Genomic DNA, 24,525 nt, shown 5'->3' with positions numbered 1-24,525 from the left:
ATGTGGTGAAATGAGTCGCGCGCATCACTAATCTGCAGTGCTTCAGCTTTGGATTGCACGGCCGCGGCGATCTATTTCTTATGGTGGCGCGGTTGTCGCTGTCCGGCGTCGGATGCAGCGGCCACAACGTGATGACGTGACAGGTCAACGAAAAAGGCCCCACCAGTGGCGGGGCCTTGATCGCATTTCTGGCCGCTTATTGCGGGATGACGCCGGACAGGCCTTCGACGTAGAAGTTCATGCCTGCCAATGTGCCGTCATCGGCCGTTTCGCCGTCAGCCAGCCAGACCGATCCGTCCTGCTTGTTCAGCGGGCCGGTGAACGGGTGGTATTCGCCTGATGCGATTGCGTCGCGCAGGGCTTCGGCACTGGCTTTGACGTCGGCAGGTACGGCGTCGGAAATTTCGCCGATCTTGACCATGCCGGGCCCGATGCCATCCCATGTGTCCGTGCTGGTCCATGTGCCATCAATGACCGCCTGTGTGCGGGCGATGTAATAAGGTGACCAGTTGTCGATGATCGACGAGACGCGCGGCAACGGCGCAAAGGCCGCCATGTCGGATGCCTGGCCAAACGTGATCACATTGCCTGCGGCTTGCGCTGCTGCCTGTGGCGCGGTGCTGTCGGTGTGTTGCAGGATCACGTCAGCGCCCTGTTCGATCAGCACTGTGGCTGCTTCGGCCTCTTTGGCAGGATCGAACCATGTGTAGGCCCAGACGACCTTGAACTCGACGTCAGGGTTCACGGCTTTGGCGTGGATATAGGCGCTGTTGATGCCGCGGATCACCTCGGGGATCGGAAAGGACCCGATATAGCCAACGATGTTGCTTTCGGTCATCTGCCCGGCGATATGCCCCTGCACGGCGCGCCCTTCATAGAAACGGGCGGAATAAGTGGACAGGTTGTCGGCCCGCTTGAATCCGGTCGCATGTTCGAATTTCACATCCGGGAATTTCGCCGCAACGTTCAGGGTCGGGTCCATATACCCAAACGACGTGGTAAAGATCAGGTCAGCACCTTGCAGCGCCATCTGCGTCAGAACCCGCTCTGCATCGGCACCTTCGGGCACGCTTTCCACGAATACGGTTTCAACGGCGTCGCCAAAGTGTTCTTCGAGGGCAAGCCGTCCTTGGTTGTGCTCATAGCTCCAGCCGCCGTCACCGACGGGGCCGACGTAGATAAAGCCGACCTTGGTTGTATCTTGCGCAAAGGCGCCCGTGCTAAGGCCAAGCGCAAGCGTTGCCCCGGCCAGTACTGATTTCATCGTCATAAACATCCCCTTGATGGTCTTGAAAGCGCCTCAACGTGAGGCATGGAAAGATTGGCCCAGTGACCCCGGTGCCCGTCCTGCGCGCATAATAACCAGAACGGCAATGGTAGCCAGATAGGGCGACATGGAAAGGTATTCGACAGGGATCGCAAGGCCTGCCGCCTGTAAATTCAGCTGCAGCACCGTGACCCCGCCAAATAAATAGGCACCGAGCAACAGCCGGGCAGGTTTCCAGCTGGCAAAGACAACGATGGCCAGCGCGATCCAGCCCGCACCGGCGGTCATACCTTCGGTCCATTGCGGCACCCGGACCAGCGACAGATACGCCCCGCCAAGCCCCGCACAGGCCCCGCCGAACATAATCGCCAGCACCCGCACCCGGATCACATGATAGCCCAGCGCATGGGCCGCCTCGTGGTTTTCGCCCACAGCCCGCAGGATCAGCCCGGTCCGGCTGTATTTCAGGAACGCCCAGACGGCACCAACCAGCGCAAGGCCCATGTAGACCATCGGATCATGCTGAAAAACAATCGGCCCAATGACCGGAATATCGCCCAACAGCGGGATGTGCCAATCTGGAAAACCGGGCGCTTTGATCCCGATATAACCCTGGCCCATCAGCGCCGAAAGCCCCAGCCCGAACAGCGTCAGCGCAAGGCCCGTCGCCACCTGATTGGACAGCAGCACCTGCGTCAGCAGCCCAAACAGCAGTGCAAGCATCGCGCCGCCAACCGCCGCCCCGACGAACCCCAGCCAAGGCGACCCTGTGTTGACCGCCACGATGAACCCGCACACGGCCCCAGTGATCATCATCCCCTCGACCCCAAGGTTCAGCACGCCTGCACGCTCAACCGCCAGTTCGCCAATCGCGGCCAGCAGGATCGGCGTGGCGGCAACCATAAGAGAGGCGAAAAGCAGAACGGGATTGATAGATGAAAGGTCCATTACGCCACCCCCACTTTGCCAAACCGCACGCGGTAATGCGTCAGGACATCCACGGCGAGCAGGAAAAACAAAAGCATCCCTTGCAGCAACTGGATCGCCGCCCCCGGCAAGCCAAGATTGGATTGCGCGATTTCACCGCCGATATACGTCAGCGCCATCAGCCCCCCCGCCAGCAAGATGCCAACCGGATGCAGCCGCCCCAGAAACGCTACGATGATCGCCGTGAACCCGTAGCCCACGTTGAAATCAATGCTGATCTGGCCTGCGGGGCCAGCGACCTCGAACAGCCCGGCAAGGCCCGCCAGCGCGCCCGAAATCCCCATACAGATCAGGACCAGCAGGCCGGGGTTGACCCCTGCAAACCTGGCCGCGCGCGGGCTTTGCCCCGACAGGCGCACCTGAAATCCGAACACGTGCCGCGACAGCGTGATGTAGGCAAAGATCACAGCGACAAAGGCGGCAACGACACCCCAATGCATGCCGCTGCCCGCGATCAGCTCCAGATTGGCCGCCGATGGATATTGTGACAGGTTGCGTGACCCCGGAAACCCCATCCCTTCGGGGTTACGCAGCGCGCCCAGCGCCATGGAGGCCAGCAACTGCTCGGCCACATAGACCAGCATCAGCGATACAAGAATTTCATTGGTCCCAAACTTCACCCGCAAAATACCGGGGATCATCGCCCACAGCAGCCCGCCCAAGGCACCGGCCATGACCATCAGCGGAAAGATGAGGGCCGAATTGGCCGGATAAAACGCCAGCCCAACGGCTGCGCCGCAAATCGCGCCCACGATATACTGCCCTTCGGCGCCGATGTTCCAGATGCCTGCCCGAAACCCAAATGACAGACCGATCGCAATCAACACCAGCGGCGCGCCTTTGATCAATAGCTGCGGGCGGTAATACCACGCGAACTCCGAAAACAGCGGATCAAGAAAAATCGTGCGGATCGTCTCAAACGGATTCTTGCCAAGCGTCGCAAACAGCAACCCACCACAAATCATCGTCAGGATCACGGCCAGAACGGGCGTCGCAAGTGACCAGATGGGGGATGGCTGCTGCCGCTTTTCCAATATCATCATGCGCCAACACCCAATTTCTTATGTCCTGAAATACTCCCGCCAGAGGCGGCCCTACACATCAACATGCGCCACCTCCATATCATGGGCGCCGCCCAACATCAGGCCGATCTCCTCTACCGTCAGCCCCGCCGCCGGACGCGGCGACGATAGCCGCCCTTCGTTCAGCGCGGCAAATCGGTCAGATATTTCCATCAGCTCATCCAGATCCTGCGAGATACAGATCACAGCCGCGCCTTTGGCGGCCAAATCCAGCAGCGCCTGCCGGATCGCGGCAGCCGCCGATGCATCAACTCCCCATGTCGGTTGATTGACGACCAGCAGATCAGGGTCTTGCATGATCTCGCGGCCAATCACGAATTTCTGCAGGTTGCCCCCCGACAGCGACCGGGCGGTATTTTGCGGCCCCTGCGTGCGCACATCGAAAGCCGTGATCACGCCTTGGGCAAAGCGGCGCGCCTTGGCCCAATGCACAAACCCCCGGCTGGTCAGTTTCTGCCGGGTCATCGCCGTCATGATTGCATTCTCGGTCAGGCTCATATCCGGGGCGGCTGCATGGCCCATCCGTTCCTCGGGGGCTGCCAGCAGGCCGATCTTGCGTCGCGCGTTGGGGGGCAGTTGGCCAATGCTGTCACCTTTGAACCGGATCATCCCAGCGCCGGTGCGCATCTCGCCCGAAAGGGCTGCAACCAGTTCGTCCTGCCCGTTGCCTGCAACACCGCCAATGCCCAGCACCTCGCCCTTGCGGACCTCCAGCGTGATGTCGCGCAGCGCCGTGCCAAATTGATGCGGGGCCTTCGCGCTGAGGCCGTCCAGTGACAAGATGATGTCACCGGCAGGCCGATCCGCCTTTTGCGGCACATGCAGCACAGATCCGACCATCAGCTCGGCCATGTCGCGTGCGGATGTGGCACGCGGATCGCAGGTGCCCACGACCTGTCCCAACCGCAGCACAGTTGCATTGTCACAAAGGCTGCGAATTTCTTCCAGCTTATGCGAGATATACAGGATCGCTGTGCCCTCGGCGCTGAGCTTGCGCAATGTCTCAAACAAGATCGCGACCTCTTGCGGGGTCAGCACCGATGTCGGCTCATCCATGATCAGCAACTTGGGGTCCTGCAGCAGGCAGCGGATAATCTCGACCCTTTGCCGCTCGCCCGCCGAAAGCTCACCGACGATGCGCGTCGGGTCCAGCGGCAGGCCGTATTGGTCGGATACCGCGCGCACCTGTGCCGCGACGGCGTTCTGAGGTGGCGGGTTTTCCATGCCGAGGGCAATGTTTTCAGCGACATTCAGCGCGTCAAACAGCGAAAAATGCTGGAACACCATGGCGACCCCGGCTGCACGGGCCGCGCGCGGCTCTGCGGGTTGGAACGGTTGCCCTTCCAACGTCATCGACCCGCTGTCAGGTCTCACCAATCCGTAGATGGTTTTCACCAGCGTCGATTTCCCCGCGCCGTTTTCGCCCAGCAAGGCATGCACCTCGCCTTTGCCGATATCGAACGACACGTCGCAGTTGGCGACGACACCGGGATAGGCCTTGGTCAGGCCGGACAAGCGCAACAATGGGTCGGTCATGCGGTGCGGTCCTTGCTGCGACGATTCTGAGAGCCAATCATTGCGGTTGCGACGCCCAGCGCAAGGGCGGCGGGATGTTTGCCTAACAAAGGATCACCAATCGGGCAGGCAATGCGGCTAATTTGGGCAGGGGCATGGCCCAAAGCGGCAAGGCGGGATCTGAACCTAGCCCATTTCGTCGCCGATCCGATGAGCCCCGCGCTGTTGAAATCATGCGACAGGATCGCGTGACACAGGGCTAGGTCGATCGCGTGGCTATAGGTCAGGATCAGATGAGCCGCTTCGCGGGGCGCGTGTCTGACCACCTGTGCGGGGTCCGTCGCAACCACCGTGGTGACATCTGTCAGGGGAAAACGGTCGGCATGTGTATCAACCCATGTGATTGCGAAATCAGGTAGCGGGGCCATGACATGCACCAGCGCACGGCCCACATGACCCGCGCCGTAAATCCACAATGGCCGTGGCTGGGGCAGGGCCGTTTCGATCAGCCAACCATCCTTGTCGGTGAATGTCTTGGCGTTGGGCCGTGGCAGCTTGCCGCTGATCCGCCGGGCAAAAGGCAAAGCCGTTGGCAGGTTTGCCGCCGCAAACACCTCGGTCACCAGCGTGACCGCGCCGCCGCAGCACTGACCAAGGGTTGGACCAAGCGGATATTGGCGGCGGGTGGCCCCGCGCGTTGTCAGCAGCATACGGGCGGCTTGCGTCGCCTCCAGCTCCAACGCCCCGCCTCCAATGGTGCCCGATTGGCCGCTTGCCCAGACCAGCATCGCCGTCCCCGTGCCGCGCGGGGCCGATCCGGCGACCCCGGTGATCACGATCCGGGCGACCGTACCATGCGCCGCGACAGCAGCATGCAGCGCGTGCAGATCGAAACTCATGCGCGCACTCTTTGCACGGCGGCCAGCACCTGTTCGGCGGTGGCGGGGGCCTGCAGGTCGGCATAGCCCGGCCCACAGGCGCGCACGGCATCCGACAGGGCCAAAAACGCCGAGATGCCCAGCATGAAGGGCGGCTCGCCCACCGCCTTGGAGCGATAGATCGTTTGCGCGGGGTTCGGTGCGTCCCAAAGGGCGACATTAAAGATATCCGGCCGGTCCGAACAGGCAGGGATTTTGTACGTCGATGGGGCATGGGTGCGCAGCCGGCCCTTGCTGTCCCACACCAGTTCCTCGGTCGTCAGCCAGCCCGCGCCCTGCACATAGCCGCCTTCGATCTGTCCGATATCCAACGCGGGATTGAGCGACGTACCCGCATCATGCAGAATGTCAGTGCGCAAAATTCGGTTTTCCCCTGTCAGCGTGTCAATCACGACCTCGGTGACGGCGGCCCCTTGGGCGAAATAGTAAAACGGGGTGCCAGTCCCCGCAATCCGGTCCCAGCTCAGGCCGGGGGTTTTGTAAAACCCGGTGGCCGACAGGCTGATCCGGTTCTGATATGCGATCATCGCAGCTTGGGCAAAGCTCATGGACGTGACCCCGATGCGAACCTGACCATCGGCAAAGCGCACCTCTTGGGGGGTGGTCTGGTGCAGTTCGGCCAGACATGCCGCGATCCGGTCACGGATAGTGTCGCAGGCGTTTGCGACGGCCATACCATTCAGGTCGGACCCCGAAGACGCAGCGGTGGCCGAGGTATTGGGTACTTTTGCGGTGTCGGTGGCCGTGATCTTGATCCCGCTGACATCAATCCCGAACCGCGCCGCGGCGACCTGTGCCACCTTCTGGAACAGCCCTTGCCCCATTTCGGTCCCGCCATGGTTCATATGAACCGAGCCGTCCTGATACACATGCACCAGCGCACCCGCTTGATTGAGGTGTGACAGGGTGAACGAAATGCCAAATTTCACCGGGCTGAACGCGATGCCCTTTTTGAGGATCGGGTTGCGGGCATTCCAATCCGCGATGGCGGCGCGGCGGTCGTGGTAGGCGCACGATGTCAGCAGCGCATCGGTCAGCTCATGCAGAATGAAATCGGTCACCGGCATGCCATAGGGTGTTTGCTGCGGGGCAGGTGGATCAAGATCCACCTTACGGTCCTGCCCGGCTCCGCTTTGCTTCTTCTGAGCGGAAATATCCTCGGGGGGGCGCGTCGCGCGGGGGGCAGACAGCCCCCCTGTACCCATCCCAGCATAGTAATTCCGCTGCCGCACGGCGACCGGATCAACCCCAAGTATCTGCGCAATATGATCCATTACCCGTTCAATGCCCAAGACACCCTGCGGCCCGCCAAAGCCACGAAATGCAGTCGCAGACTGGGTATTGGTCTTCAGCCGGTGCGACGTGATCCGTGCGGCTGGCAGATGATAGGCGTTATCTGCGTGCAGCATCGCCCGGTCAGCCACCGGCATGGACAAATCCAGCGCCCAGCCGCAGCGGGTCGTCTGCGTAAACTCAATGCCGGTCAGCTTGCCTGTATCATCAAATCCCGCCACATAGCTGATCCGGAAATCATGTCGCTTGCCGGTGATCATCATGTCGTCGTCGCGGTCATAGCGCATCTTGCAGGGCTGGCCTGTCAGGCGGGCCGCCACAGCACAGGCGACGGCCAGCGCATTGCCCTGACTTTCCTTGCCGCCGAAACCACCGCCCATCCGCCGGATTTCGCAGCGCACGGCGTGCATCGGGAGGCCCAGCGCCTCGGCCACTTTGTGCTGGATCTCGGTGGGGTGCTGGGTCGAGCTGTGGACCAGCATGTCCCCGCCTTCCTGCGGCAGGGCAAGGGCGGCCTGTCCCTCGAGATAGAAATGCTCCTGGCCGCCCATGTCGATCGTGCCCCGCGCCAGATGCGGGGCCTGCGACAGGGCGTGATCAACATCACCTTTGGTCCAGATGCGCGGGCCGTCCTCGAACCGGCTGTTGGCGGCAAGGGCCGCGTCAATCGTCAGGACCGGGGTGTCTTCATGATAACTGATATCGCCCAGCCGGGCAGCCCTGCGGGCGTTCAGATGGCTGTCGGCAATGATGAGGAAAACCGGTTGGCCGCAGTAGTGTACTGTGCCCGTGGCCAGCAGCGGCTCATCATGGGCCGAGGGCGAGACATCGTTGGCAAAGGGCAGATCTTGCGCGGTCAAAACGGCCCTAACGCCGGGGGACTGGCGCACCTTGTCCAGGTTCATCCCGGTAATCGTGCCCTTGGCTATGGGTGATGTACCGAATGCCAGATGCAGTGTCCCGCTTGGCGTGGGGATGTCATCGACGTAACGCGCGGTGCCCGTCACATGCAGGTTTGCCGCATCATGGGGCAGGGGTTTGGCGACGCTCATGCCCGTACCTCCAACACGGTGGTCGCCTGTCCGGCGCTGTCCGCGAAATATCGGCGCAACAGATTCTGCGCGACGGTCAGGCGGTAATGGTCAGATGCGCGCATGTCCGACAGCGGGGTGTAGTCTGCCGCGAATTCTGCGACCGCTGCATTGATGGTCGTATCGGTCCAGGGTCGACCGATCAGTGCCGTCTCGACTGCCGTAGCGCGCAGTGGGGTGCCGGCCATTCCGCCAAAGGCGATCCTTGCACCCGTCACGCGGCCATTGCCGACCATGATATCGAAACAGCCGCAGACTGCGGAAATGTCCTGATCAAATCGCTTGGAGATTTTGTAGCAGCGCAGATTGGGGGCGTGTTTGGGAATGGTCACGCCGGTCACCAACTCTCCGGATGCGCGATCCTGTTTGCCATAGGTGACAAAGAACGCGTCCAGGGCGATGTCGCGCGTGACATCGCCGTGGCGCAGATGCAGGGTGGCACCCAGCGCTATAAGCGCAGGCGGGTTATCCCCGATCGGCGAGCCATTGGCGATATTGCCGCCGATCGTGGCGGCATTGCGCACCTGTTCAGATCCGTAGCGCCGGATCATCTGGGCATAAGACGGATGATAAAGCTGCATCACGGCATAGACTTCGGTCATCGTCGCGGCGGCGCCGATGTGGATCGTGTCGGTGCCAATGTCGATGCCGCGCAGGTCCGTGCAGCGGTGAAGAAAGGCGACTTGCGGTAAATTCCGCAACTGCTTTGTCACCCAAAGGCCAACATCCGTGGCCCCGGCGATCAAAGTCGCGTCGGGATGTGCGGCATACCATTTGGCCAGCGCATCAATGGTTTCCGGGGCATAGGGTTGGGCGCTGACAGCCATTGCGGCATCATCGTCGTCCAGCCATTCAGGCGGATCTGCGTCTTGGGCGGCCCGTGCGGCGCGAATGATCGGGGCGTAGCCGGTGCAGCGGCAAAGGTTGCCCGCCAATATGTCGTCGTGATCGGTGCGCCCTTGCAAGTGGGCGGCTGTCATCGACGCGATGAAACCCGGCGTACAGAACCCGCACTGCGACCCGTGATGGGCGATCATCGCGGCTTGCACCGGATGCAATGCGCCATTCGGCCCGCTGATCCCTTCGACGGTGCGGACGGCCTTGCCATGCAACTGAGGCAGAAACAGGATGCAGGCGTTCAGCGCCTTGGCCCCGTTTTCGTCGGTGACGACCACCGTACACGCGCCACAGTCGCCTTCGTTGCAGCCTTCCTTGGTGCCGCAAAGCGCACGGTCAATGCGCAGCCAATCCAGCAGGGTGCGCGTCGGTGCCGCGTCAACCTGCACGGTTTCCCCGTTGAGAAGAAACGTGACGTCCATGATGTAAACCTGCCGCCTTACCGATTCATGTGGGGTCTGGCAGATGTCGATGCGACGTAGACATCTGCCCCCGGCTTTGTCGGTACATGAAAGCGGTGTGGCATGGATTTGGCAAGTGAAATTGCGCCGCCATGGTGACAGTGGCTCAGGGTTGCAGCATCGTAAGGTGGATTTTAATCCACCCTACGCGTCTGATGGCAGGGTAACGGCCAGAGCATCCAATTGGTCCGTGGCCGTCCCCCAACCATCGAAAAACCCCATCTCGCGATGGGCCTGTGCCGCCTGTGCGGTCAGGTGCCGGACGATGGCGGTATAGGTGCAGCCCGTATCGCGCGCGGCGATCAAAATCTCGGCAGTGAATGGAAATTGCCCCGGTCCCGTGGTGTCGGCAGGTTGAAAACCACCCGTCATCATATTCGTGAAAGCAAAGCGTCGACCCGGCTCTGCCACCAGAACGCAGCCATGCCCCACCACCGGCTTTGGTACGCCGGGGATGTGCATGGTCGAATTGAACTGCCCGCCCGGAAACGGCGCGATCAGCGCATCGGTGACGACTACGGGTTTGGGCGCAAACCATTGCTCCAGCAGGGCCGCGTCGGTCCAGCAGCGCCAGACGTTCATCGGGGTGGCGGCAAGGTCGCGGGTGAACGAAAGGGCCGTGTCAGTCATTGCCCTGCTCCAGTGTCAGGGCAAATTGATCCAGTTGATCCAGCCGGGTTTCCCACAGATGCCGCTGCCATGCCAGCCAGCCCTGCGCCGCGATCAGGGGGGCGGCCTCGATGTGGCAGGTCCGCACGCGACCTTTTTTGACGGACCGGACAATGCCCGTATCCTCAAGCACCTTGAGGTGGCGCATGAACGTCGGTAACGCCATCGCGTGGGGTCTGTGCAAATCACTGACGCTGGCCGGGCCGCTGGCCAGCCGTTCAATCACTGCGCGGCGGGTCGGGTCCGACAGGGCGCCAAAGAATCGATCAAGTTGCTGTGTCATGACCCGATGTATCCGGCGTGCCCGGCGGGTTGTCAATATACTTAGCTATTATGATAAGTATTGGCGCGAACTGGCCGAAAGATGGATTGTGATCTTGTGCCCGGTCCTGCATCCGATACCTTGGCGCCATGAGCAAACATCCCCGATTCATTCACCTGCGCGTCCACACCGAATATTCGCTGCTCGAAGGCGCGATGGCGGTCAAGAAGCTGCCCGGTCTGGCCGCATCAATGGACATGCCAGCGGTCGCTGTGACCGATACCAACAACATGTTCTGCGCGTTGGAATTCTCTGAAGGGGCATCAAAGGCTGGGATACAGCCCATCGTCGGCTGCCAGATCGACCTGTGCTATACCACGCCCGATCCCGGCAAGCGGCCCGAAAACCCGGCCCCCATCGTTCTGCTGGCACAAAACGAAGCGGGTTATTTGAACCTGATGAAGCTGAACTCTTGCGCCTATCTCAAGGGGGACGGGCAGTTGCCGCAGGTCACATTGGACGCGCTGGCGCAGTATAACGCCGGGCTGATCTGTCTCAGCGGTGGCCCGGACGGCCCTGTCGGGCGGCTGTTGCGTCAGGGCCAGCGGCCCAAGGCCGAGGCGTTGCTGGACCGGCTCGCTGCGACATTCCCCAACCGGACCTATGTCGAATTGCAGCGCCACCCCGGCGATGGTGGCCTGCCCGAGGCAGAGCGTTTGTCCGAACGCGGCCATATCGAAATGGCCTATGCCAAAGACCTGCCGCTGGTGGCCACGAATGATGTCTACTTCCCCAAAACCGACCTGTATGAGGCTCACGACGCTCTTATCTGTATCGCCGATGGTGCCTATGTGGACCAACAAGAACCGCGCCGCCGTCTGACGCCACAGCACTATTTCAAATCGGCGCAGGAAATGGTGACGCTGTTCGCCGATCTGCCAGAGGCCATTGAAAACACAGTCGAAATTGCAAAACGCTGCGCCTTTAAGACTTACAAGCGCGACCCTATCTTGCCCAAATTCGCCGATGACGAAATCGCGGAATTACGGCGGCAGGCGCAAGAGGGGCTCAAATCACGCCTTGCGGTCATTCCCCATGCGACCAGCGTTGAAGACTACGAAAAACGTCTGGATTTCGAACTGGGCATCATCGAAGGCATGGGGTTCCCCGGCTACTTCCTGATCGTGGCGGACTTTATCAAATGGGCCAAGGATAACGGCATCCCCGTGGGGCCGGGCCGGGGGTCGGGTGCGGGGTCGCTGGTGGCCTATGCGCTGCTGATCACCGATCTTGACCCGCTGCGCTATAGCCTGCTGTTTGAACGCTTTTTGAACCCCGAACGTGTGTCGATGCCCGACTTCGACATCGACTTTTGCATGGATCGCCGCGAAGAAGTGATCCGTTATGTCCAGCAGAAATATGGCCGCGATAAGGTGGGCCAGATCATCACTTTTGGTGCGCTGTTGTCCAAGGCCGCTGTGCGCGACGTGGGCCGCGTGTTGCAGATGCCCTATGGTCAGGTGGACCGCCTGTCCAAGATGATCCCAGTCGAAGGGGTCAAGCCGGTTTCCATCGAAAAAGCGCTGGCCGATGAACCCCGCCTGCGCGAAGAGGCCAAGAACGAAGAGGTCGTGCAACGTCTGCTGACCTATGCCCAGCAGGTCGAAGGATTGCTGCGCAATGCCTCAACCCATGCCGCCGGTGTCGTGATCGGTGATCGTCCGCTGGACGAACTGGTGCCGCTTTATCAGGACCCGCGGTCTGACATGCCCGCGACCCAGTTCAACATGAAATGGGTCGAACAGGCAGGGCTGGTGAAATTCGACTTTTTGGGCCTGAAAACCTTGACGGTGATCCAAAACGCCGTGGAGCTGATCAGGAAAACCGGGCGGACGCTGAATATCGCCGCTGACGGGACCACGCTTTATCAACCGCCTGCGGGGTTCGCGTATGACATCGGGGCGATTCCGCTGGACGATGAGGCGTCATATAAACTGTACGCCAGCGCCAAGACAGTCGCTGTGTTTCAGGTGGAATCCAGCGGGATGATGGACGCCCTGAAACGGATGAAACCAACCTGCATCGAAGACATCGTGGCGCTTGTCGCGCTATATCGCCCCGGCCCGATGGAAAACATTCCCACCTATTGCGAGGTGAAGAACGGGGTCAAGGATCTGGAATCCATCCACCCGTCGATTGACCATATCCTTGCCGAAACGCAGGGGATTATCGTTTATCAGGAACAGGTGATGCAAATCGCGCAGGTGATGGCGGGATACAGCCTTGGCGGTGCTGACCTGCTGCGCCGGGCGATGGGTAAAAAGATCGCCGAAGAAATGGCCAAGGAACGCCCGAAATTCGAAAAAGGGGCGATGGAAAACGGGGTCGACAAGAAAAAGGCAGCCGAGGTTTTCGACCTTCTGGAGAAATTCGCCAACTACGGCTTCAACAAATCCCACGCTGCGGCCTACGCGGTCGTCAGCTATCAAACGGCATGGCTCAAGGCGAACCACCCGGTGGAATTCATGGCGGGTGTGATGAACTGCGATATCCACCTGACTGACAAGCTGGCCGTTTATTTCCAAGAGGTGAAAAAGGGGCTGGGCATCGCCTATACCCCGCCCTGCGTGAACCGGTCGCAGGCGATGTTCGACGTTCAGGACCAGAAACTGGTCTATGCGCTGGGCGCGCTTAAAAACGTGGGCGTCGAGGCGATGAAGCTGATTGTCGAAGGGCGTGATGGTCACGGTGACCCTGTCCCGGGCGTGACCCGGGGGGAGGCCCCGGATCACGTCCGGGGCGGGCAGGGCAAGCCCTTTGTCAATCTCTTTGATTTCGCCCGCCGGGTGGACCTGAAACGGATCGGCAAGCGGCCGTTGGAAATGCTGGCACGTGCGGGGGCGTTTGATGTGCTGGACCCGAACCGCCGCCGCGTGATGAACTGCCTTGATCCGCTGACCGCCTATTCGGCGGCGATCCACGATCAAAAGTCCTCGAGCCAAGTGTCGCTTTTTGGCGACGCGGGCGATGATTTGCCGGAACCGCGCCTGATGGGTGGGGACGATTGGCTGCCCGCCGAGCGGCTGGCCGAGGAATTCAAGGCAATTGGGTTCTACCTGTCCGGTCACCCGCTTGACGACTATATGGGGGCGTTGAGACGCAAGAACGTCCTGACCCTGGACGAGGTGATGGCAAAGGCCGAACGCGGGGCCTGTGTTGTGAAGATGGCGGGCACCGTTTCGGGGCGGCAGGAACGCAAATCAGCGCGCGGCAATCGTTTCGCCTTTGTGCAGCTGTCTGACCCGACGGGGCAATACGAGGTCACGATGTTCTCGGATACGCTCGAGGTGGCGCGCGAACATCTCGAGACCGGATCGCAGGTCGTCGTGCAGGTCGAGGCGACGATGGAAAGCGATCAGCTCAAACTGTTGGGCCGGTCGGTGTCGCCAATCGACGCAGCCGTCGCCGACGCAGGCAGTGCGGGATTGCGGGTGTTCATTGACGGACCCGACGCGATCGGCTCGGTCGCCAGCATCCTTGAAAACGCCGCGCGCGACGGTGTGCGTGCGGGGCGGGGCCCGGTGTATTTTTGCCTGATGGACCCCGCATTGCCCGGTGAGGTCGAGCTGGATCTGGGTCAGGATTTCCCGGTCAATCCGCAAATCAAAGGCGCGCTACGCAGCCTGACCGGCGTGATCGAGGTGCAGGACGCCTAGTGGAACGGATCCAGGCGGGCAATGGCGCGATCATTGCGGATGATGCAATAGTTGCGCCGCCCATCCTCGATCTCCGGGATGATATCGCCCAGCGCCGCAAGGTCATCAATCGCCAGCACCATAGCCGCGCCTTCGTCGCCGCCGAACTCTTTGGTCTCGGCGGCGGTGAAAACCAACGCCATCACGACGTCCGTCGCGGGAAAAAGTTTGATTTTTTGGGTCTTTTCCAGATGCTGGATACGATCCTTTAAGCGTTCAGATGTATCAAATGGCAGCGTGACAACGGGCATAGGGCACCTTGATCTTTCATTGTGTGGCAAAGGTGGGGCGTGGGTATCCTTTTGTACAGGGCAAACGGGGTTATTTTTCCCTACTAATGGCACAATGTTGTGGCTAAAAGGTTTCTGAACATACTGAGTTGGACGCGTTACGATGCCGTTTTTATTTGACTGGACCACTTTTTCAAGTCCCGACGGGACCACGACCATTTTCGATGGTGCGGACAATACATCGTTTACGTCAACGGCGTTTAGTACCGCTGGGGCCAATGATCCACGCTATTTTGGAAATTTCGGCGGTGTTCTGTTTTCCCAGAACGTGCCCGCCGGTCAAGGTTCTGGCGTGCAGTTGGACTTTGGTAACTCCGTCGATAACCTGACGTTTGAAATCCTTGACCTTGATGCAAATGCGGGTGCGTGGGATGATCAGGTCACGATCACTGCGCTGGATGCAGACGGTAATCCGGTGATTCCCGTGTTCACAAATCTGACCACCAACCACGTCCAAACCAGCCCGAACACGGTCGAGGCGAACGGCGCAACGAGCAATGCGGTTGATGGGCCGGGTGCGGCGGATTCGATCACAGTGACGTTCAATGCGCCGGTTGTCAGCGTTGTCATCACCATCTCTGGGGGTAGCAGTGGAATCAGGACAGGCGCCGTTGGTATCAGCAATATCTCGGGCGATATCGTTTGTTTTGCGCGCGATACCATGATCCAGACCAACCGGGGTGACATTCCAGTGCAGGATTTGCACCTGGGCGATCTGGTGCAGACGCTTGATCACGGCTTGCAGCCGATCCGTTGGATCGGGTCGCGGACGGTGGATGCCATTGGCAAATTCGCACCTGTTTCGATCGCTGCGGGCGTTTTGGACAATACGCGCACGCTGGTGCTGTCACCGCAACACCGCGTTTTGTTGCAGGGCTGGCAGGCCGAACTTTTGTTTGGCGAGAGCGAAGTGTTGGTGGCAGCCAAGCATCTTGTCGATGACAGCCGGGTTGTCCGGCGCGAAGGTGGCAGTGTCACCTATTTCCATATCCTGTTCGATCGTCATGAGATCGTTTTTGCCGAGGGGGCGGCCTGTGAAAGCTTTCACCCCGGTCACGTCGACATTTCCGGCATGGAAGATGCGCAACGCAACGAGCTATTCGCCCTGTTTCCAGAGATGCAAAACGATGTCACCCAATTTGGGCCATTGGCACGTGTCGGGCTGAAAGCGGCTGAAGGTGGCGTATTGGCGCAGATGATGTTGCGCCCCAACTAGGCCAAGTTACCAATGCGGCGGGCGCTGGTCTGCCAGCGGTACGGTGCCGCCCGCATCAAGTTCCCGACCGGCTTCGCGCGCCATCAATATGGCTAATCGCCGTGTCGCCAGCGCGAGATCTATTTCCTGCCTGGCAACGATATCCGACAGATCTTCGACCGTACGGGTCAGGTGGGCGATTTGTTCTTCGAGGTGCATCATGTCTGTCATGCGCTGTTTGTATACTGCTTTGCGGCCATCGAAAAGACTGGTGTTCACGGATGTGATCTGGTGATTTTTGAGTATTTTGGGACATAAGAAATGCAAAGCGGTGCGCGGTTGCAGGCGCGGCGTCGCGTATTGAAACAAAGGACTGCATTGCCCCTGTCCCATAGCCGCGTTAAACGGCGTCGCAGACCAGCGAAGGCAGGACCCAGATGGCCAAGGATAAAAAGCAACCCCGCCCCAAGGCAGTGACGCCAAAGGGGTTTCAGGATTATTTCGGCGCGGACGTGACCGAGCGGAACGCGATGCTGGCCACGATCGCCGGGGTCTACCATCGCTATGGCTTTGATGCGCTGGAAACATCCGCCGTGGAAACGGTCGAGGCGCTGGGCAAGTTCCTGCCCGATGTGGACCGCCCGAACGAAGGTGTGTTTGCGTGGGAGGAAGACAATGAGTGGCTGGCCCTGCGTTATGATCTGACGGCGCCGTTGGCCCGCGTTTATGCCCAGCACCGTAATGATCTGCCGACGCCCTATCGCCGTTATGCGATGGGGCCAGTTTGGCGGAATGAGAAGCCGGGCCCGGGGCGGTTTCGCCAGTTTTACCAGTGTGATGCCGATACCGTTGGCGCGTCCAGCGTGGCCGCAGATGCCGAGATTTGCGCGATGCTGGCCGATACGCTGGAGGCGGTGGGGATCGACCGGGGCGATTATGTGATCCGGGTGAATAGCCGCAAGGTGTTGAATGGGGTGTTGGAGGTCGCGGGCCTGTCGGGCGACGACAAGGAAGTCGAGCGCGGCATCGTGCTGCGCGCGATTGATAAGCTGGATCGGTTAGGACCGGATGGCGTGCGTGCACTGCTGGGTGAAGGCCGCAAGGACGAGAGTGGAGATTTCACGAAAGGTGCTGGGTTGAGCGCTGAACAAGTCGAAAATATCATGCTCTTTGTCGAGGCGGGTGACCGGATTAGCGAAGAAATCCATGCGCAGGTGAAGATCGCTGAATCGTCTTCAGACGAGTACGCAAGACTTCTTCGTGACGTGTATCTTCTTGGCAATCCTGAAATTGCTTACATGCTCGACATGAAACCAACTGAACAAGCCAATTGGGTTAAAAATCTTTACACAGTAAAGCATCTTCGTGGAATTGTCGGTCAGTCATTGATCGGCTTGGAAGGTGTTTCGGAGCTCGAGCAAATCGTGGCGCTATTGTCTGCACAAGGATACGACGCCGACCGCATCGTCATCGACCCGTCTGTTGTGCGCGGCCTTGGTTATTACACCGGCCCCGTTTACGAGGCCGAACTGACCTTTGAGATCACTGATGAAAAGGGGCGGCCGCGCAACTTTGGCTCGGTTGCGGGCGGGGGGCGCTATGACGATCTGGTCAAGCGGTTCACCGGGCAGACGGTGCCTGCGACGGGCGTGTCCATCGGGGTGGACCGGTTGCTGGCGGCGCTGCGGGCCAAGCGCACGACCGAGGCGCCGCCGCTTGGGCCGGTCGTTGTGACCGTCATGGAGCGTGATCGCATGGCGGATTATCAGGGTATGGTGGCCGATCTGCGCAACGCGGGGATCCGGGCCGAGGTGTATTTGGGCAACCCCAAGAGTTTCGGTAACCAGTTGAAATATGCTGACAAGCGTGGCTCTCCTATCGCGATTATCGCGGGCGGGGACGAGTTTGAAAAAGGTGTCGTGCAGATCAAGGACCTGATCCTAGGTGCGGAAATTGCCAAGAACGCCACGCTGGAAGAATGGAAAGACCGGCCCAGCCAGTATGAGGTGCCGCGCGGTGATCTGATCGCCAAGGTGCGCGCCATTCTGGATCGTCAAAGCTGATGCCGAATAGCCCCGAAACTCTGGCCGAGGCGCGGCGCCTGCGCGATCTATTTGCCGCCCAAGGCGCGCAGATCATCAAGGCCGACGTGCTGCAACCCGCTGACACGCTGCTGGACCTTTATGGCGAGGATATTCGCGCGCGCGCCTATCTGACCGCCGATCCGTTGCGCGGTGAAATGGTGCTGCGCCCCGATTTTACCGTCCCCGTGGTGCAAATGCATATGCAAAGCCGTGCTGATCCGGCGCGCTATACCTATTCGGGCAAGGTGTTCCGCAAGCAAGACTCCGACGAGACCCGCGCGAATGAATTCGTGCAGGTCGGCTACGAAGTCTTTGACGGCCAGAACCCGGCGGCGGCAGATGCCGAGGTTTTTGCGGTGATCGCTGCGGGGCTGGCGGGTTTGCCGGTACGGGCATCGACGGGTGACATCGGCATTCTGACCGCCGCCGTGACGGGGCTGCGCACGACGGATGCGCGCAAGGCGGCCCTGTTGCGCCACATCTGGCGGCCCGGGCGGTTCAAGGCGCTGTTGCACCGTTTTGGCGGGCAGGCCAAAGCCCCGCCGACACGCACGGCCCTGCTGGCTGCGGATGATCCATTTGCCAAGGCAGGCCCCGATATCGGGCTGCGCAGCCGGGAAGAGGTTGCAGCGCGCATCGCGACCCTGCGGGCCGATGCCGCTGAACCGCCCATTTCGGGCGATGAAATCGGGTTGATTGATGCGATCCTTGCGCTGCGCGAAACCGCGCCCCATGTACTGAGCGCGCTGCGTGATATCGTGGTGGATATGCCGGCGATTGGCGATGCTGTGACGCGGATGAAGGCGCGGCTTGATGCGCTGGACGCGCGCGGTGTGGACATAGACGCGCTTGAGTTTGAGGGCAGCTACGGCCGCACATCATTGGAATATTACGATGGGTTCGTGTTTGGGTTTTACGCGACAGACCGTCCCGACCTGCCGCCGGTAGCGACCGGCGGGCGCTATGACGCGCTGACCGCGCGGTTGGGGCAGGGGCGCGCGGTGCCCGCGGTGGGCGGTGTGATCCGGCCCGATCTTGCGTTGGGGTTAAAGTGATGCTGAAGCTGGGTGTGCCGTCCAAGGGCCGGTTGATGGAAAAGACGTTTGACTGGTTCGGTGCCCGTGGCGTGACCCTGCGCAAATCGGGGTCGGAACGCGAATATGCGGGCGCTGTGGACGGGATTGATGGGCTTGAACTGGTGCTGCTGTCGGCGGGGGAAATCCCGCGCGAATTGGCTGCGGGCAATATTCATCTGGGGGTGACCGGGTCCGATCTGGTGCGCGAAAAGCTGGCGAATTGGGACCTGCGGGTGGCTGAACTGGCGTTGTTGGGCTTTGGCGGGGCTGACCTGATCATCGCGGTGCCGCAGGCGTGGGTCGATGTCGATACGTTGGATGATCTGGATGCGGCGGCGGCGGCATTTCGGGCGCGCCACGGGTTTCGGCTGCGGATTGCGACGAAATATCACCGGCTGGTGCGGGAATTCCTGCGCGAACACGGCGTTGCGGATTACCAGATCATCGACAGCCAAGGCGCCACCGAAGGCACGGTCAAGAATGAAACCGCCGAGGCGATTGCCGATATCACCTCGACCGGCGAGACGCTGCGCGCCAATGGCCTTAAAATTCTGGGCGATGGTTTGATCCATGCGTCGCAGGCGACCCTGTTCCGCGGGCGCCGCAATAACTGGACGGATGCACAGCGGACAAAGCTGAAGGATTTGCAGTCAAAGTTGGGGATATGATGCGCGGCGGTCGCGGATGATCGCCTATATCGGCCTTTTTGCGGCGGCGCTGATCGCGGCGACGATCCTGCCCATGCAGTCAGAGGCGGTGCTGGTCGGCCTGCTGATCGCGGGTGACAGGCCGGTTGTCGGCCTGCTGATCGTGGCGACCGTCGGCAATGTTCTGGGGGCGGTGATCAACTGGGTCCTTGGCCGTTTCTTGCTGGGGTTTCGGGATCGGCGCTGGTTTCCGGTGTCGCCGCACCAGTTGATCCGCGCCGAAATCTGGTATCGGCGCTATGGCCGCTGGTCGCTGTTGGCAAGCTGGCTTCCCATTGTGGGCGACCCGCTGACCATTGTTGCGGGGGTGCTGCGCGAACCGCTTGTCCCGTTCTTTCTTTTGGTCACCATCGCCAAGGGCGCCCGCTATATCGTGCTTGCAGCGGCAACGCTCGCTTGGCTGTGACCTGTCGTGTCAGGGGCGGCTGATCTGGTCGCGCAACAGCCGCCGCAATATCTTGCCAGAAGCTGATTTCGGGATCGTGTCGACGAAATGTATTTGATGCAATTGCTTGTAATGCGACAGGCATTTGGCAAAATGGGCGTTGATCGCGTCTGCATCGGGGCCCGGATCACCGGTCACGACAAAGGCGATTGGCATCTCACCCGCCGCATCGTCGGGCAGGCCGATGACGGCGGCATCGGTAATCCCGTCCATCGCAACAAGCGTCGCCTCAAGCTCGGCGGGAGCGACCTGAAATCCCTTGTATTTTATCAGCTCTTTCAGTCGATCCACGATAAACATATAGCCATCCGCGTCGATCACTGCGATGTCCCCGGTGCGCAGCCAACCGTCATCAGTAATGGTTTCCGCAGTCGCCCTTGCGTTGTTCAGATAGCCTTGCATCACCTGCGGGCCCTTGATCCACAGTTCACCCTCTTGCCCGGCAGGCAGGTCCGCACCGGTCGTGATGTCGATGATCCGGCACGTGGTGTTTGGGGTCGCCAACCCCGATGCACCCGCGCGGGCCGCTGTGACGGGTGATATATGCGACACCGGGCTGAGTTCGGTCATGCCGTATCCTTGCAACGAGATGCATCTCAGCCGCATGGCCACCGCATTTGACAGCTCCGCACCCAATGGGGCCGCCCCCGAAAACACCTGTTCCAAGGATGACAGATCATAGGCATCAACCAACGGGTGCTTGGCCAAGGCCAGCGCGACGGGCGGCACGATCCACATCCGGCGCGATTTATGATCCTGACAAATCCGCAAAAAAAGCGGCAGGTCAAAACGCGGCATCGTGACCACAGCCCCACCACCGGCAAGGTGGAGGTTCATCAGCACGGTCATCCCGTAGATATGAAAAAAGGGCAGGAACCCGGCGGCAACCTCGCCGCGCTGAAAATCGCCCGCTGCGATAATCTGATCCACGTTCACGACAAGGTTGCGATGCGACAGCCTTACGCCCTTGGGCAACCCCGTCGTGCCCGATGAATAGGGCAGCACGACAGTGTGCATATCCAGATCGACCGGGACCTGCGCGTCCATTGGGTCCCCCATCAGGGCCGCAAACGCGGGCGTGCCAATCGCGATCACATCCATGTCGCCTGCGCCTTCAAGCGCGGTGGCCAGAAAATCAGGGATCGTGATCAGTATTTCAGCCTTGGAATCCGCCAGTTGGTGGCGCACTTCACTGGCGGTATAGGTTGGGTTCAGCGTGGTGATCGTGCCCCCGGCCCAAGCAACCGCATGAAAAATAACACAGTATTCCGGCAGGTTGGGCGCCATCAGGGCGACGGTATGTCCCGCACCCAGACCGGCCGCCGTCAGCCCGCTGGCAAGCCGTTTCACCTGATCCATGAAATCCGCTGCGGTCATCGTGCGCCCGGTGGGGCCATCGGTCAGCACCACCTCGTCGGGGCGGTCCACCAGTCCCGCGAACACGCGCTGGGTAATGGATTGATCTGTCAGGGCAATATCGGCATGCGGGCTTGGGAAATGTGTCATGTGGTCTCCTCCTGACCGCGATCATGGCACACAGTTTTTCCTTGCGCGAGTGGCTTGCTGTTGGCCCGAGGCGGTCGCGTAGATTGGACCTAGCGCACGCCAATCGCCGCCAGCGCCTTGGACAGTTCAGGCGGCAGCGCCTCTTCGTCTTGGCGCGCATCGGGCAAATCACGGGGTGCATCGGCTGGGGCAAGATAGCGCCAGCCTTGAAACGCCCGTTTTGGCGTCGCTTCGACCCGGATCAGGCCGGGGTTGCAGACGATGGCGCAGCGGCGAATGTCGTCGCCGCCGATGTATGCGTCCAGCCGCAGGATCGGCTGGCGGCACATGATCACGCCTTTGATCACCCAAAAGATCGAACCGCCGTCCAACAGTTCTGCGTCGCGTTTGGGCCACATCCGGGTGACGTGACGTGGCAGGCCGTCATCGGTCTGCGCACGCCTGCTGGCCTGCCATGCGGCAAGATCGCCGATATCTTCGGTTCCGACCGAGAGCTTTACCAGATTTATGTGCGTTGCCAAATTGCGACCCCAGATGTAGTATGAATAGCGCTTTGTAAAGTGTGCGCTGCGATTCTGAAAGTAGGGCGATACGTCGCGACTGCAAACGGAAAAACAGGCCCGGTTTCGTTTGACCCGGACCGCGCATGCTGTCACAGATAGCACCCTGCACATGCCACTGACCCCATACCAAGGACGCCGTTATGACACGTTTTGCCGCCCCGATTGCTGAACAAATCTGGGACATGAAGTATCGTTTCAAACAGGCGGACGGGACGCCCATTGATGAGACCGTCGAAGACACGTGGCGGCGGATCGCCCACGCATTGGCGACCGTCGAGGCTGACCCAAAGGGCTGGGAAGGTAAATTCTATGACGCGCTGTCGGATTTCAAATATCTGCCGGCAGGTCGGATCACTGCGGGGGCGGGCACCGCACGGTCGGTGACGCTGTTCAACTGCTTTGTCATGGGCACGATCCCCGACAGCATGGGCGGCATCTTTGACATGCTCAAAGAGGCTGCGCTGACCATGCAGCAGGGCGGCGGTATCGGCTATGATTTCAGCACGGTCCGCCCCAAAGGCGCTGCCGTCGAAGGCGTTGCCGCCGATGCGTCCGGCCCGCTGTCCTTTATGGATGTGTGGGACGCGATGTGCCGCACGATCATGTCCGCCGGGTCCCGCCGGGGCGCAATGATGGCGACAATGCGTTGCGACCACCCCGATATCGCGGATTTCATCACCGCCAAATCCGATGCCGCCCGGCTGCGCATGTTCAACATGTCCGTCCTGATCACCGATCCCTTCATGGACGCAGTCAAGACGGATGGGTCATGGGATCTGGTGTTTGGCGGGCAAGTTTACCGGACCCTGCGGGCGCGCGACCTGTGGGATGCGATTATGCAATCCACCTATAATTACGCGGAACCCGGCGTGATCTTTATCGACCGCATCAATCAGATGAATAACCTGAACTATTGCGAAACGATTGCCGCGACGAACCCCTGCGGCGAACAGCCGCTGCCGCCTTATGGCGCCTGTCTGCTCGGCTCTATCAATATGGCGCGGCTGGTTGCTGACCCGTTTGGCGCGGGTGCGACGCTGGATGAAGACGCACTGATTGATCTGGTCGCGACAGCGGTGCGGATGATGGACAACGTCGTGGATGTCTCGCGCTTTCCGCTGCCGGCACAGCAGGCCGAAGCAAAGGCAAAGCGCCGGATTGGTCTGGGCGTTACCGGTCTGGCTGATGCGCTGTTGATGGTCGGTCAGCGCTATGGAACCACACAAGCGGCGCGTCAGACCGATCGCTGGATGCACGCGATCGCCCGCGCCGCCTATCTGGCGTCGGTCGATTTGGCCAAGGAAAAAGGCGCGTTCCCCTTGTTCGACGCGGACAAGTTCCTGGCCAGCGGTGCAATGCAGCACATGGATGCAGATGTAAGGGACGCGATCCGTCAGCATGGCATACGAAATGCGCTTTTGACGTCGATCGCGCCAACGGGCACAATCAGCCTTTATGCAGGCAATGTGTCGTCGGGGATCGAGCCGGTCTTTGCCTATGCCTATACCCGCAAGGTATTGCAAAAAGACGGGTCGCGGACGGAGGAAGAGGTCGTCGATTATGCCGTCCAGATGTGGCGCGACCTCAAGGGCGATGCGCCGTTGCCCGATTATTTCGTCAACGCCCAAACGCTGGCCCCGCTGGATCACGTCCGCATGCAGGCCGCCGCGCAAAAGTGGATCGACAGCAGCATTTCGAAAACCATCAACTGCCCCGAAGACATCAGCTTTGATGATTTCAAAGATGTCTATATGGCGGCGTGGGATCAAGGCTGCAAAGGTTGTACTACGTACCGGCCCAACGACGTGACAGGGTCGGTCCTGTCGGTGTCAGAGGAGGCATCCCCGTCAGAGGTCCCGGATCAGGTCCGGGACGGGAGTGAGGGCGCCGAGGTGGTCTATATGTCCGAACCGTTGGACCGGCCCACCGAATTGGATGGGGCGACTTATAAACTCAAGTGGCCGGATTCGGAACATGCAATCTATATCACCATCAACGATCTGGTAATTGCGGGCCACCGGCGCCCGTTTGAGGTTTTCATCAACTCAAAGAACATGGAGCATTTCGCCTGGACCGTGGCCCTGACCCGGATGATCAGCGCCGTGTTCCGGCGCGGTGGCGATGTGTCGTTTGTGGTTGAAGAACTCAAAGCGGTGTTCGATCCGCGCGGCGGTGCCTGGATGCAGGGCAAATACGTCCCCTCAATTCTGGCGGCCATCGGTGGGGTGATCGAAAAGCACATGATCTCGACTGGGTTTCTGGCCGGCGAAGGCCTGGGGTTAAAGTCGGACCCACAGGCTGGCGTTGTTGCAATAAACGGCAAACCACGTGGCAAGGCCTGTTCGGCCTGTGGCTCTTACGAGCTGCGGATGGTCGAAGGATGCATGACATGTGCCTCGTGCGGATATTCAAAGTGCGGATAAAACGCTGAACCGGGATTGA

The 24,525-nt window shown here is 60.5% G+C and carries 20 protein-coding genes; 7 read left to right on the top strand and 13 right to left on the bottom strand.

Going from position 1 to position 24,525, the window contains the following annotated elements:
* Nucleotides 1-196 precede the first annotated feature (196 nt).
* The 9 genes from QZ196_RS11375 to QZ196_RS11335 form a co-directional block, all read right to left on the bottom strand.
* Entirely contained in the window at nt 197-1,270 is a 1,074-nt protein-coding gene (locus QZ196_RS11375; RefSeq protein ID WP_296426502.1) for a BMP family ABC transporter substrate-binding protein, read from the bottom strand.
* A gap of 30 nt (nt 1,271-1,300) precedes the next feature.
* Nucleotides 1,301-2,215, bottom strand: a complete 915-nt coding sequence (locus QZ196_RS11370; protein WP_296426500.1) for an ABC transporter permease — start codon at nt 2,213-2,215, stop codon at nt 1,301-1,303.
* The gene (locus tag QZ196_RS11365) at nt 2,215-3,297 is read right to left on the bottom strand and encodes an ABC transporter permease (RefSeq protein ID WP_296426498.1); all 1,083 of its coding nucleotides are present in this window, start codon (nt 3,295-3,297) and stop codon (nt 2,215-2,217) included. The genes QZ196_RS11370 and QZ196_RS11365 overlap by 1 nt, the downstream gene beginning before the upstream one ends.
* A 51-nt stretch (nt 3,298-3,348) precedes the next feature.
* On the bottom strand, nt 3,349-4,872 hold the full coding sequence (locus tag QZ196_RS11360; RefSeq protein ID WP_296426497.1) for an ABC transporter ATP-binding protein: 1,524 nt from the start codon (nt 4,870-4,872) through the stop codon (nt 3,349-3,351).
* Complete coding sequence (xdhC, locus tag QZ196_RS11355) at nt 4,869-5,750, bottom strand: xanthine dehydrogenase accessory protein XdhC (RefSeq protein ID WP_296426495.1); 882 nt, start codon at nt 5,748-5,750, stop codon at nt 4,869-4,871. The genes QZ196_RS11360 and xdhC overlap by 4 nt, the downstream gene beginning before the upstream one ends.
* Complete coding sequence (gene xdhB / locus QZ196_RS11350) at nt 5,747-8,134, bottom strand: xanthine dehydrogenase molybdopterin binding subunit (RefSeq protein ID WP_296426493.1); 2,388 nt, start codon at nt 8,132-8,134, stop codon at nt 5,747-5,749. Before xdhB ends, xdhC begins: the two co-directional genes overlap by 4 nt.
* The gene (gene xdhA, locus QZ196_RS11345) at nt 8,131-9,492 is read right to left on the bottom strand and encodes a xanthine dehydrogenase small subunit (protein WP_296426492.1); all 1,362 of its coding nucleotides are present in this window, start codon (nt 9,490-9,492) and stop codon (nt 8,131-8,133) included. Before xdhA ends, xdhB begins: the two co-directional genes overlap by 4 nt.
* 183 nt (nt 9,493-9,675) lie before the next feature.
* A complete protein-coding gene (locus QZ196_RS11340; protein ID WP_296426490.1) occupies nt 9,676-10,161 on the bottom strand; it encodes an SRPBCC domain-containing protein in 486 nt (161 codons plus the stop codon).
* Nucleotides 10,154-10,483 (bottom strand): metalloregulator ArsR/SmtB family transcription factor, encoded by a 330-nt coding sequence (locus QZ196_RS11335; RefSeq protein ID WP_296426488.1) that lies wholly within the window; start codon nt 10,481-10,483, stop codon nt 10,154-10,156. Before QZ196_RS11335 ends, QZ196_RS11340 begins: the two co-directional genes overlap by 8 nt.
* A 128-nt stretch (nt 10,484-10,611) precedes the next feature.
* Here QZ196_RS11335 and dnaE point away from each other — a divergent pair, with 128 nt between their 5' ends.
* A complete protein-coding gene (gene dnaE / locus QZ196_RS11330) occupies nt 10,612-14,178 on the top strand; it encodes a DNA polymerase III subunit alpha (protein WP_296426486.1) in 3,567 nt (1,188 codons plus the stop codon).
* Here dnaE and QZ196_RS11325 read toward each other — a convergent pair.
* A complete protein-coding gene (locus QZ196_RS11325; protein WP_296426484.1) occupies nt 14,175-14,468 on the bottom strand; it encodes a hypothetical protein in 294 nt (97 codons plus the stop codon). The two genes, dnaE and QZ196_RS11325, sit on opposite strands and share 4 nt — an antisense overlap.
* 142 nt (nt 14,469-14,610) lie before the next feature.
* On the opposite strand from QZ196_RS11325, the gene QZ196_RS11320 reads away from it, so the two are divergent.
* A complete protein-coding gene (locus QZ196_RS11320; RefSeq protein ID WP_296426483.1) occupies nt 14,611-15,723 on the top strand; it encodes a Hint domain-containing protein in 1,113 nt (370 codons plus the stop codon).
* A gap of 6 nt (nt 15,724-15,729) precedes the next feature.
* Here QZ196_RS11320 and QZ196_RS11315 read toward each other — a convergent pair whose 3' ends face one another.
* A complete protein-coding gene (locus QZ196_RS11315; protein WP_296426481.1) occupies nt 15,730-15,933 on the bottom strand; it encodes a SlyX family protein in 204 nt (67 codons plus the stop codon).
* A gap of 206 nt (nt 15,934-16,139) precedes the next feature.
* Between QZ196_RS11315 and hisS the strand changes: the two genes are divergently transcribed.
* The 4 genes from hisS to QZ196_RS11295 are packed head-to-tail and all read left to right on the top strand — an operon-like array spanning nt 16,140 to nt 19,975.
* Nucleotides 16,140-17,765 (top strand): histidine--tRNA ligase, encoded by a 1,626-nt coding sequence (gene hisS / locus QZ196_RS11310; RefSeq protein WP_296426479.1) that lies wholly within the window; start codon nt 16,140-16,142, stop codon nt 17,763-17,765.
* Complete coding sequence (locus QZ196_RS11305) at nt 17,765-18,841, top strand: ATP phosphoribosyltransferase regulatory subunit (protein WP_296426477.1); 1,077 nt, start codon at nt 17,765-17,767, stop codon at nt 18,839-18,841. Before hisS ends, QZ196_RS11305 begins: the two co-directional genes overlap by 1 nt.
* Nucleotides 18,838-19,530, top strand: coding sequence for an ATP phosphoribosyltransferase (gene hisG / locus QZ196_RS11300; protein ID WP_296426475.1), 693 nt, complete (start codon nt 18,838-18,840; stop codon nt 19,528-19,530). The genes QZ196_RS11305 and hisG overlap by 4 nt, the downstream gene beginning before the upstream one ends.
* 16 nt (nt 19,531-19,546) lie before the next feature.
* Nucleotides 19,547-19,975, top strand: a complete 429-nt coding sequence (locus QZ196_RS11295; RefSeq protein ID WP_296426473.1) for a YqaA family protein — start codon at nt 19,547-19,549, stop codon at nt 19,973-19,975.
* Nucleotides 19,976-19,984: 9 nt separating this feature from the next.
* Here QZ196_RS11295 and QZ196_RS11290 read toward each other — a convergent pair whose 3' ends face one another.
* Together QZ196_RS11290 and QZ196_RS11285 are read right to left on the bottom strand one after the other, a co-directional pair.
* Entirely contained in the window at nt 19,985-21,520 is a 1,536-nt protein-coding gene (locus tag QZ196_RS11290; protein WP_296426471.1) for an AMP-binding protein, read from the bottom strand.
* An 89-nt stretch (nt 21,521-21,609) separates the two neighbouring features.
* Nucleotides 21,610-22,041 carry a DUF1489 domain-containing protein gene (locus QZ196_RS11285; protein WP_296426469.1) on the bottom strand — a complete coding sequence of 144 codons (432 nt, stop codon included), beginning with the start codon at nt 22,039-22,041 and terminating at the stop codon, nt 21,610-21,612.
* Between the two features lie 182 nt (nt 22,042-22,223).
* On the opposite strand from QZ196_RS11285, the gene QZ196_RS11280 reads away from it, so the two are divergent.
* Nucleotides 22,224-24,506, top strand: coding sequence for an adenosylcobalamin-dependent ribonucleoside-diphosphate reductase (locus QZ196_RS11280; protein WP_296426468.1), 2,283 nt, complete (start codon nt 22,224-22,226; stop codon nt 24,504-24,506).
* Nucleotides 24,507-24,525 lie beyond the last annotated feature (19 nt).

The organism is Yoonia sp., from assembly GCF_017854565.1.
Lineage (GTDB): Bacteria > Pseudomonadota > Alphaproteobacteria > Rhodobacterales > Rhodobacteraceae > Yoonia.
The sequence above is the reverse complement of the archived record's forward strand: the minus strand, read 5'-3'. Positions and strand labels throughout refer to the sequence as shown.